At 59.0% G+C, this 6,374-nt stretch carries 7 protein-coding genes and 1 pseudogene; 3 read left to right on the top strand and 5 right to left on the bottom strand.

Annotated elements, in window-relative coordinates:
* From AC2FD8_RS19590 to AC2FD8_RS19610, 5 genes and pseudogenes are all read right to left on the bottom strand, one after another.
* Positions 1–77: pseudogene (locus AC2FD8_RS19590) on the bottom strand (electron transfer flavoprotein subunit beta/FixA family protein); the annotation flags it as partial.
* 414 nt (positions 78–491) lie between these two features.
* Positions 492–1,064: a cob(I)yrinic acid a,c-diamide adenosyltransferase gene (locus AC2FD8_RS19595; protein WP_496858950.1), complete on the bottom strand. Its 573-nt coding sequence runs from the start codon at positions 1,062–1,064 to the stop codon at positions 492–494.
* Between the two features lie 2 nt (positions 1,065–1,066).
* Positions 1,067–1,267, bottom strand: coding sequence for a twin transmembrane helix small protein (locus tag AC2FD8_RS19600; RefSeq protein ID WP_496858948.1), 201 nt, complete (start codon positions 1,265–1,267; stop codon positions 1,067–1,069).
* Between the two features lie 79 nt (positions 1,268–1,346).
* Positions 1,347–2,174, bottom strand: coding sequence for an SDR family NAD(P)-dependent oxidoreductase (locus tag AC2FD8_RS19605; protein WP_496858946.1), 828 nt, complete (start codon positions 2,172–2,174; stop codon positions 1,347–1,349).
* Between the two features lie 69 nt (positions 2,175–2,243).
* Complete coding sequence (locus tag AC2FD8_RS19610) at positions 2,244–2,870, bottom strand: SH3 domain-containing protein (protein WP_496858944.1); 627 nt, start codon at positions 2,868–2,870, stop codon at positions 2,244–2,246.
* A 202-nt stretch (positions 2,871–3,072) separates the two neighbouring features.
* On the opposite strand from AC2FD8_RS19610, the gene AC2FD8_RS19615 reads away from it, so the two are divergent.
* From AC2FD8_RS19615 to AC2FD8_RS19625, 3 genes are all read left to right on the top strand, one after another.
* The gene (locus AC2FD8_RS19615; protein ID WP_496858942.1) at positions 3,073–5,421 is read left to right on the top strand and encodes a DNA topoisomerase IV subunit A; all 2,349 of its coding nucleotides are present in this window, start codon (positions 3,073–3,075) and stop codon (positions 5,419–5,421) included.
* 98 nt (positions 5,422–5,519) lie between these two features.
* Positions 5,520–6,110, top strand: coding sequence for a hypothetical protein (locus AC2FD8_RS19620; protein ID WP_496858940.1), 591 nt, complete (start codon positions 5,520–5,522; stop codon positions 6,108–6,110).
* 115 nt (positions 6,111–6,225) lie between these two features.
* A partial coding sequence (locus AC2FD8_RS19625; protein WP_480637420.1) for a GTP-binding protein occupies positions 6,226–6,374 on the top strand: 149 nt, incomplete at its 3' end.

Consider the following 6,374-nt stretch of genomic DNA (forward strand, 5'->3'; position numbering starts at 1 on the left):
ACACCGCTACCGTCCGCTTTCACACGGACCTTCACATTATAGTCGATCACGCGCTTGACAGGCACAAGTACCTTCATTTTTGCGTTCGCTCCTTACAAAAACGGTAAGCCGCATCGCGACTCCACCAATGCTCTCGCGGGTCTAGATAGCGCCTCAATCCCTTCGACAACAGAGTAAAATCGTCACGTCATAGGCTTGAGACGTCGCGTTTTGTGTTTTTTGACGAATAGGGGGCAAAGATTTCTTGACGGTTGGCCGTCGATGGTTGGTTTGGTCGGCCAATGGCCAACCCGTCCGGCTGCACATGGCAGATTGATTGTTCTGGTCAGCCGGACACCGAGAAGATGGCACTTTGCGCCCACCATTCGGGCCGGCGCTCCGCCCTTCCGGTCGCCGGGACGCCCGCCGCTTTCAGCGGTTCGCGCCCGCCCTACGGGCCGGGACTTCGTCCTTCCGGTTGCCACAGCGCCCACTGGACGCTGTGCCGCTTGTCAGCGGTTCGCGCCCGGAACCCACAAAACATCGTCTTTGCCGCCGTTGTTGGCGCAGCGGGCGGCGACGAAGAACCAATCGCTCAGACGGTTCAGGTATTTGACCGCAACCTCGTTGACAGGTTCCATATTGGTCAGCTCAACGGCCAGACGTTCGGCCCGGCGCGAGACGGTGCGGCAGACATGCAGATGCGCCGCCAAAGCCGAGCCGCCGGGCAGGATGAAGCTGCGCAGTGGCTCCAGATCAGCATTCATCGCGTCGATTTCAGCCTCAAGCCGGTCTATCTGAGCAGGCGCGATGCGTAGCGGCGGATAGTCAGCCTCGGCGTCTTTTTCCATGTCGGGGCGGCAAAAATCAGCCCCCAGATCGAACAGATCGTTCTGAATGCGGGCGAGGGCGGCGTCGGTTTCGCCCTCGGCTTCGGTCCGGGCGACGCCCACGAAGGCGTTCAGCTCATCAACCGTGCCATAAGCGGCCACGCGGCCCGAATATTTCGCAACCCGTTCGCCATTGCCCAAAGCAGTTTTTCCATCATCGCCTGTACGCGTATAAATCTTGTTCAGAACGACCATCTTCAAACTCCTTGTCCGCGCAGGAAGACGTAAAGCACAATCAGCAATACGGCAATGAATTGAAAGAGGATGCGCAGGCGCATCATCTTGTTGCTTTTCTTGGCGGCTTCCATGCCGCCTTTGCCGAAATTTGCGATTCCTAGGGTCAGCACGACGACAACCGCCGCCATCGCCAAGAGCAAAACGACCATCAAAGGGTCCATCGTCAGTCACCGTCCGCTTTTTCTTTGGGTGCGTCTGATCTAGCGCCTGCAAGGTCAAAAGCGAACGGGAAATTTCGTCTCAGGTGTCTGACAGGATGCGGTCGATGGCTTTGGTCGGCAGGATTCGCCGCAAGTAGCCCGCGATATAAGTCGGAGTCGTCACGTAGTAGCGTGCCCTGGGCCGTTTCGCTTCGACCGCATGAGCCAGCTTGTTGGTCACGGCCGAGGCGGGCAGTTCGAACGTATCAGGCCCCGAGCTTTCGTAGAGCCGTTTCAGCAAGGACGCCTCATACCTGTCACGCAGGACCGAGTTCTCCCAGTCCACGAACCGCTCGAACACGGGAATCGCCTTTTCGCGGATTTTTGACGTGATCGGACCGGGTTCGATCAGGATGACTTTGACGCCGCTGCCGCGCAGTTCCAGGCGCATCGTGTCGGTCAAACCTTCGATCGCGTATTTGGTGGCGACATAAGCGCCTCGCCAGGGGAATGCGACCAGCCCCAGAACCGAGGAGTTCTGGACAATGCGGCCATGACCCTGTTCGCGCATGACGGGAATGACCTGTCGCGTCAGTTCATGCCAGCCGAAGACATTCGATTCGAAGATGAACCGCAAACCGTCGGTTGGCACATCTTCGACCGCGCCGGGCAACCCGTGCGCCCCATTGTTGAACAGGGCATCCAAAGTGCCTCCGGTGGCCTCAAGAACTTCGGCCAGTCCGGCGGTGATGCTGTCTGTGTCCTGATAGTCGATTCGCGGGCTTTCAAATCCCTGCGCGCGCAATCTTTCGCAATCGCGCTGTTGGCGACACGAGGCAAAAACGCGCCAGCCGCGCGCGCGCATACCGTGTGCCGCATCCAGGCCGATGCCGGATGAGCAGCCGGTAATTAGAATTGATTTCTGCATGATGTTCCCGAACCTCAACGTTCCCAACACCTAGGGCGCGCGAGGTAACAGGGCAATGACGCCCGGACGTCAGTTCGTGCTTTCGCGTACCAGTGATGCTGAAATCCACCCCACCTGTTGCCCGGGAAACACGCGTGTGCGCAGCCAGCCGGTGCCGGAATCGCTCAGGACTTCGACCCGTTGTCCGATTCTGGCCTTGCCGATGATGGGGTAGATCGTGCCGGGGCCGTCGCGCATGTTGACGCGGGTTCCAGAGATTTCGCGAATGTCCTTTTCCGGCTCTGGGATGGGGGCGACGGCGGGTTCCGCATCGGTTGTGACCTGCTGCAACGCCGCCACGCCGCCTTCCAGCGAGGCCAGCGTCAACGTGACATCCTGATCTTCGAACAGGGACGGGTTCGCCTGCAATCCAGCGGCGACCTGAGACAGCAGCGCCTTGGTCTCTTCCTCGCCCAGAACAGGTTCGGGTTCCGCAATGAACTCGATCACCGGGATGGGTTGGACGGCGGCGCGAGTCACCAGTTCCTCGACCGGCGCAGCCGCCGGGGGCGTTGCCTTGGGCGCGGGTTCCAAAGCGGTCGCAATGCGTTCGGGATTGTCGCTGCGCAGGCCGCGCGGCTCAAAGTCGGGGCCCCCGCTCATGACGTAGAACGCCCAGCCAAGGGCAGCAAATGTAACAAGTATCAGGCGCGTCATAACGCTTCCCCCCGAAGAAATCGTGAAAACTAGAATTGGCAGCAGATCAATTCCTGAAAGCATACCATATTTGCGGGCGAGAGTCGAAAAACGGGGGAAATCCGGGGCTTGCCTCCCCCTGTTGCAAAAAGCGCGACTTGTCCCCAGCAAAATATGCGCAGCTTGCTTTACCAAGCCGCGCTTGCGTCGTATCACATCATATATGAACGATACGATCGACGACCCCAACATGGAGGCCCCCGAGAATGGGGGCGAGGTAGCCGAGCCGCTGCGCCGCGCAATTGGCGAACGCTACCTGACCTATGCGCTGTCCACTATCATGCACAGGGCGCTGCCCGATGCACGGGACGGGCTGAAACCGGTTCACAGGCGAATCCTCTATGCGATGCGTGAGCTGCGCTTAAGTGCCTCGGGGGGATTCCGTAAATCCGCGAAGATCTCAGGCGACGTGATGGGTAACTATCACCCGCACGGCGATGCTGCGATCTACGATGCGATGGCGCGTCTGGCGCAGGATTTCAACGTCCGTTACCCGCTGGTCGACGGGCAGGGGAATTTCGGCAATATCGACGGCGACAATCCGGCGGCCTCGCGATACACCGAGGCACGGATGACCATCGTGGCCGAGGCGCTGCTTGAGGGCCTGAACGAAGACGCCGTTGATTTTCGCGACAACTATGATGGCACGCTGACCGAACCGGTCGTGCTGCCGGCGCAGTTTCCGAATCTGCTGGCCAATGGCTCCAGCGGCATTGCGGTGGGCATGGCGACGAATATTCCGCCGCATAACATTGCCGAGCTGTGTGATGCCTGTCTGCATCTGATCAAAACGCCGGATGCGCGCGATGACACGTTGCTGAACTATGTTCCCGGCCCGGACTTTCCGACCGGTGGTGTTATTGTCGAGCCGCCCGAGAACATTGCGCAGGCCTATCGCACCGGGCGCGGATCTTTCCGGTTGCGCTGTAAGTATGAGGTTGAAGACCTCGGCCGCGGCCAGTGGCAGGTCGTGGTCACCGAGATCCCCTATCAGGTTCAGAAATCCAAGCTGATCGAAAAGATCGCGGAGCTGATCCAGACCAAGAAAATACCGATCCTCGGCGATGTGCGCGACGAATCCGCCGATGACATCCGGCTGATTCTCGAACCGCGTTCCAAAAACGTGGACCCCGAGGTGCTGATGGGCATGCTCTATCGCAACTCGGACCTTGAGGTGCGGTTCAGCCTGAACATGAACGTGCTGATCGACGGGGTGACGCCCAAGGTCTGCTCGATGAAGGAAGTGCTGCGCGCCTTCCTCGATCACCGGCAAGAGGTGCTGTTGCGTCGCTCGCGCCACCGGATGGCCAAGATCGATCATCGGTTGGAGGTGTTGGAGGGCTTTATCGTCGCCTTCCTGAACCTCGACCGTGTGATTGATATCATCCGCTATGATGACGACCCCAAGGCGGCGTTGATGCGCGAAGATTGGGGCATCGACCACATCCGCGCGACCAGCGAAGCCGATTACGTCTCACCCAGGCCGGGCGAGGGCGAGCTGTCCGAGGTTCAGGTTGACGCCATCCTCAACATGCGTCTGCGCAGCCTGCGTCGTCTGGAAGAGATGGAACTGGTGCGTGAGCGCGACGCGTTGATGCTGGAGCGCTCCAATCTCGAAGACCTGCTGGCCGATCCCGCCCTGCAATGGGCCAAGATCGCCGAGCAGCTGAAAGAGACCAAAAAGACCTTTGGCAAAGACTATGAAGGTGGCGCGCGCCGCACGCAATTTGCCGAGGCCGGGCAGGTCGAGGAAGTTCCGCTTGAGGCGATGATCGACCGCGAACCGATCACGGTGGTCTGTTCGCAAATGGGTTGGATCCGCGCTATGACAGGCCATATCGACCTTAAGCGCGAGCTGAAGTTCAAGGACGGCGACGGCCCGCGTTTCATCTTCCACGCTGAGACCACCGACCGGCTGTTGGTCTTTGCCTCAAACGGGCGATTCTACACCCTCAGCGCTGCCAACCTGCCCGGTGGGCGGGGTATGGGTGAGCCGCTGCGCCTGATGGTCGACCTGCCGAACGAGGCTCAGATCATCGATATCCTGATCCACAAGCCGGGGCGCAAGTTGCTGGTCGCCTCGGATGCCGGCAACGGATTCAAGGTGCCCGAGGATGACGTGCTGGCCCAAACCCGCAACGGCAAACAGGTGTTGAACGTCAAGGGTGGCGAAACCGCGATGATCTGTAAGCCGGTCGACGGGGATCACGTGGCTGTGGTGTCTCAGAACGGCAAGTTCCTGGTCTTCCCGACCGAAGAGCTGCCCGAGATGACCCGTGGCAAAGGCGTGCGCCTGCAGAAATACAACATGGCGCGCGGGCGTCAGGGAACGCTGGAACTGGATGGCGGGTTGTCGGACATCACCACCTTCAATTGGGAAGAGGGTTTGAAATGGTCCATGGGTGGCGACAAGACCCGGCACGAAACTGATCTGTCCCAATGGCTGGCCAAGCGCGCCAGCGTTGGGAAAAAGGCACCCTATGGCTTCCCGCGCGACTATAAATTTTCGTGATCACGCGCCCATCTGCGGGGAAATCCGCTGATACGGCTTGGCACAACCCGTATCGGTGCGCTAGATCAAAAGAAAACAAGCCTATCGAGAAGAGACACATGCTGCGCATTCTGACACTGATCACCGGGCTGGCCCTGATGGGCGCTTGTACACAGACACAGGTGTATGAAGAACCCGAATCCCTTGGCGAATTCAAACTTCGCGTTAATTACGCCTTCGCCGGCAAGGCTGTGCAAGGGCCGGTCTCGCGGGATGCGACACCCGAAGAATGGACCGCAGCGATCCAGAATGCGGTTGATATCCGTTTGGGTCGTTATGAGGGCTTGCAGGACTATGACATCGGTATCAGCCTCGAAGGGTACATGCTGGCGCCTCCGGGCATTCCGGTGATCTATAACCCGAAAAGCACGGCAATTGTTCTGGTCAACGTCTATGATGTGAAAAAGAAAGAGTTTCTGGCCAAAGGCAAGAAATTCCAGGTTCTGGAAGACACCACCGGAGAAAGCGCTCTGACCGGGTCAGGCAATACTCGCTCGAAAGAAGAGCAGATGAGCGGCCTTGCCCTGAAAGTCGCCGACCGAGTCGAAGAGTGGCTGGCCGAAGAACACAAGGACAATGGTTGGTTTGACCGGCGTCCGGACTTGATCCAGCCGCTGGAAACGAGCGAGCTCACGCAAAATCCGGCGTGATCGGCGCATTTCCCTCAGGATGTGCTTGATTTTCCCCTTTGAACCAAATATCTCGCGCGCGCAGATGTAACCACGGGACCAAGGGTCCCCCAAATCGCAAAAGGGCGCCTGAGGAATGGCAAAGGAAAAGTTTGAGCGTACAAAACCGCACGTCAACATCGGCACGATTGGCCACGTTGACCATGGTAAGACGACGCTGACCGCAGCAATCACCAAGTATTTCGGTGACTTCAAAGCGTATGACCAGATTGACGGTGCGCCGGA

Source organism: Ruegeria sp. YTSC192, assembly GCF_059609705.1.